Here is a 4,150-nt window from a genome sequence, read left to right on the forward strand (position 1 = left end):
TCAGGGTCAGGGACTTTGGCCCCAACCCTAATAAACCATTTAGATGGTTAAGATATATCTAAAAACCTAAATTTATTTCCCCAAAGCTTCTCACGTACGCTCTACAGAATGTGAGTTTACCTGTTGCACACTACACTCTGTAACCTTTAAAGGGGCACTTCCCTTATGTTGTACAACAGGAGAAGCAGGCGATCCCATAGAAGAAAAACCACTATCTCTATTAGAGTTATCAGGTGACGATAATTGTGCTTCTGCAAGTCGCCGTAACTGTGATTCTTTACTCTCACATAGAAATCTGCTTAGCTCCCTTTTCCCCGAAAGAGTACGCGTCAAATATAAATGCTGCTCCTCCCCAGGGGAGAAAGAGTGGGAGTTTAGCTTCTCCTTCATCTCAGGAGGAAGAACTTTGCATAGTTCCTCCCTCTGATCAGGATCAAGACGTTGTTGCCACTCTGGTCCACCTTCATGCGTAGGAGAAGTCACCGCTGAGGGTGGATTACTTTTTGCTTTTATTCTACCTGGGAATGAAGAAGATGATTCAGAAACAGGTAGTTTTTCAGGTACAGAACCCCCAGGAGCACTTAGACTTGAAGATATCGAACACACCGAATTACGTCCTTTGTTATTTCGCCTAAAATGTGAAGATATCTTTTCTAGGAAAGTTCTATCATCAGGCTTTCTTTCACTACAACGCAAACCACCCCTATGTTTCTTCGGAGATTTACTATCTTGTGACTTTGCGTCAGAATACTCATCACTACTTTTTCGATCACTTTCATCAGTAACTTGCTGTTTTTCAGATTCCTCATTAGAAACCTCAAGATTTAAGAATGTTGAATTCTTCCATGCTCTAGGAGAAGGAATCGATGATAGCCTATATCTCACTTGCTGACCCCGAATCTCTATTGGCATACTTTCATCATCTGCCTCAGCACCTTTCGATGATGAAGGTTCACTCCGTGTCCATGATGAACCACTAGGTCCTGCTTGCACATTTTGAACAGCACTTAGATCTCTAGATATCCCTGGAACACCACAACTAGTTGTAGCATAACTCAGATCTGTCAATGGCCTATCACTCGTTCTAACTGAATTTACATAATTGAGCAACCGCGGTCCTTCTTCTCCTTCTTCTTTTTCTGATCCTTGCCTGGGAGAATCCTTTAATGCTCCATCGGGACTCCGCGTGGGAGACTCCAATTTCATATCTAACAGTTCAGTCGATGGTGATCGCGACAATGCTCGAAAACGAAGCTCAGGGTCAATGGACAGTTCATGGTCTTTGTTGATTACAGAGCTTTCTATTATTTTAGTTATCACACAGTGAGAAATGTACGGATTGGAAAAGTTTATGCTATACATTCCACTACTTTCATTTATTGATAATTTTCCCTGAGTTCTACCATAAAGATCATAAAATACAGCACAATTAAATGTACAATTTAGTTCAAGAGCTTCTTCATTTGTCAATATCCGCTTTTCTTCGCCATCTAATACAAGAGGTATAAGAATTGAGGCTTCTTCTTTACCTAAAGGGGAAGCACATACAAAGCCATATATTGTCACTCCTGTCGATTGACCAATAGATTCTATTATCATATCTTTAAATAATTTCACTTTATGATTAGCACTACTGTCAACTCCAAGATACATACCTACAAGCCATGCCTTATACCGCGTTACACTATCAATAAAACGAGCGTCATCAAAAACATCTTTGATATATACACTATTGCCTTTAACCTCTAAAGGCTTCTTAGGAACATTTTCATATCTTGCTTTCATCCTTGATAAAAACTCATGCTTAAATTGCTTGCATGATTCTTGATTATCAAAATTACCGTGCCACAAATAATCTTTTTTGTTAGACGCTTTAGTAACTATTCTACAAGCTGGCATACCTTCTAGAATATCTTTTTTAAGTGAAGAAGCCAAATGAGACTTCAAATTAAAAATTACACCCTTATCTATAGGTGCTAGAAACTCAATCCTACCTTGCTCATCTTGAGACCACTCTCCTTTACTGGTGTTAAACGGAAAAGATTCAGTATTAAAAATTAAATTAGCTGTATTTAACACTACCTCATCCGTATCTCCTTCTTCAATACCGTAGAACTCACCTACTATTTTCCTTTTTATATTGTAAAGATATTCGCTACACTGATAATCCTTCATACCCTTATCAAATGATACTACGATATAGCCCTTCTTGCCCTCGCTTTGCAGCTTAAAATTAGTTTTAACTGTATTACGAGCATAATTATGTACATTAAAAGCGCTAACCAATGCTCTTACTGTTTCTCTATTAGGCATACCAACCTCCCCATTTTTAAATTACAACAACTACCCTTTAACTTAACGTTTCATAGAACTACCAGGTTCGTTTTTTTTCTGCTCAGACTGATGCCTCCTTTCTTCTACTCTTCTGGCTGCGTCACTATGGTCATCATACCTCATTCCTGTTGCTCCCCGCACTATACCACCACCTGGTGCTGTATTCTCACGTTTCCACTTTTCAGCATCAAAACCTTTTTTATCATTACCACTATACATATTGCCTCCTAAGTAAAAATATTATGTAATTAATATACTAAAAATAAAATTAAGTGCAAGCACTTTTTTATATTTTTTTTCAAAAAATTTTATTCACTCTTTTTCATAAAACACAAATTTCAAGATTCCAGCGTCACGCGCTGGAATGACAAGTCATTGGCAACCCTAAGTTCCCTACGTCATACCGCGATTCATTCGCGGTATCTCAAGCATAGATTCCGCTAACACGTAGCGGAATGACGAACTGTCGACATCTATCTATATGCCCCTGGATTCCAGTACTGGAATGACACCCTTTTTTGTCATCTAAGTATTAGCTATCCCCACTATGGTGTCTTTCCTACTGACTGACCTTCTGCACATTTCTCAACTTTTATATCATTAGTCAATACTTTTGGTGATTGAGCATTACTCACAGAACCTTCATTCTCAGCACCTTTCCAAGTACCCATGTTAGTAAAATCAAATCCACAATCAGCAACAGAACTTTTAACGGATTGCTCTGAAGCCTTTCTGTCAGACATAGATTTTGGGATAGGTTGGCTCGAAGCTTTTCTGTTAGGAACAGAACTCTTAACATCTGAAATTCCTCCCTCAGAAACAAATTCTTGAGCAGATTTATTTAAAGTTTCTCTGTAGGTACTATTGTTATTTTGCTTTGTCATTTCTCTCCAATCACTATTGCATCTGCGAATATCCTCATCTCGTACCTTCCCCGTCCCCGTTGCAGTCTTTGGAGCAGGTGGACACACCTCTTTCTCCGGCTTCGCTTTTTTATCTTCTTTATTTACTTCTTGTTTTGGCAAATTCTCAATATCCTCCTTACCTCTATCATGTGTTTGCACAAAAGGTACTCGATCTTTCAGAGAATTTGACAAAAGATCAAGTTCTGGTTTGCTCAGAACAACTGGCCTTACAAATCCTGGTGAAATTTCAAAAAGGAAAACTGGCACTTTAGGTTTTTCTCTTTCATCCACTTTTATTTCTACGTCTTTATGAACTTCTTTAATTGCTTCTAATGATGTTTTTTCTGCTTTTTTGTCTTCTTTTTCTGTAGATGCCTCTACCGCAGCCGCCAACTCAACTCCAAACATCTCTGCGAACATTGTAACAATCCATCCGACAACGGCCATTTGTAACCTGAGTTTCAGATCTTGCAATGCAGTTAATCTTTCTAACGCCCTTGCAAACTCTTCTTCTGATAACTCACCACTGCCTAATTTTTCCTGCAATTCTTTTATCTCTTTGTCCAACCTCTGATTGAAACTTAAATCGCGTGCAAAAATCTTCTTGATTAACTCCTTAAGCTTATCACGCAAAAACTTCATTATCGCAGCAATCAGGTTTTTTTCTTTCTTCTCCTTGAGCATTTGGTAGATTTTCGGATCATCTACATCTACTTCAAAAAGGTTGAAGAGAGATTCAAAGAAATTCCAGAAATCTCCGAGTACTCTTCCTTTTTCACCAGTGAAGTAATCCTCATCATCACCTTCTCCGATATGTAGCTCTGCTTGAGATGATATTTCATCGACACAACTAGAAGCCTGACGCTCACACTCGAGCCTCCTGAGCAAATCTTGTCTGGTGAGCTCCTCTA

General features: G+C 38.7%; 3 protein-coding genes. All 3 read right to left on the reverse strand.

What is annotated here, in order from left to right; all coding sequences use genetic code 11:
* Positions 1-90: 90 nt before the first annotated feature.
* The gene (locus tag WOCAOBSORBRA_RS05650; RefSeq protein WP_174516115.1) at positions 91-2,313 is read right to left on the reverse strand and encodes a hypothetical protein; all 2,223 of its coding nucleotides are present in this window, start codon (positions 2,311-2,313) and stop codon (positions 91-93) included.
* A gap of 42 nt (positions 2,314-2,355) precedes the next feature.
* The gene (locus WOCAOBSORBRA_RS05655; RefSeq protein WP_174516116.1) at positions 2,356-2,553 is read right to left on the reverse strand and encodes a hypothetical protein; all 198 of its coding nucleotides are present in this window, start codon (positions 2,551-2,553) and stop codon (positions 2,356-2,358) included.
* Positions 2,554-2,879: 326 nt separating this feature from the next.
* Positions 2,880-4,150 (reverse strand): hypothetical protein (locus WOCAOBSORBRA_RS05660; protein WP_246165655.1); only part of this gene is annotated, 1,271 nt, incomplete at its 5' end.

This window comes from Wolbachia endosymbiont of Cardiocondyla obscurior (genome assembly GCF_902713635.1).
In the GTDB taxonomy this organism is placed as follows: domain Bacteria; phylum Pseudomonadota; class Alphaproteobacteria; order Rickettsiales; family Anaplasmataceae; genus Wolbachia; species Wolbachia pipientis.

What these genes read in the sequence shown, in the direction of transcription:
- WOCAOBSORBRA_RS05650 (WP_174516115.1), bottom strand. Translation starts at nt 2,313, where the DNA reads ATGCCTAATAGAGAAACAGTAAGAGCATTGGTTAGCGCTTTTAATGTA.
- WOCAOBSORBRA_RS05655 (WP_174516116.1), bottom strand. Translation starts at nt 2,553, where the DNA reads ATGTATAGTGGTAATGATAAAAAAGGTTTTGATGCTGAAAAGTGGAAA.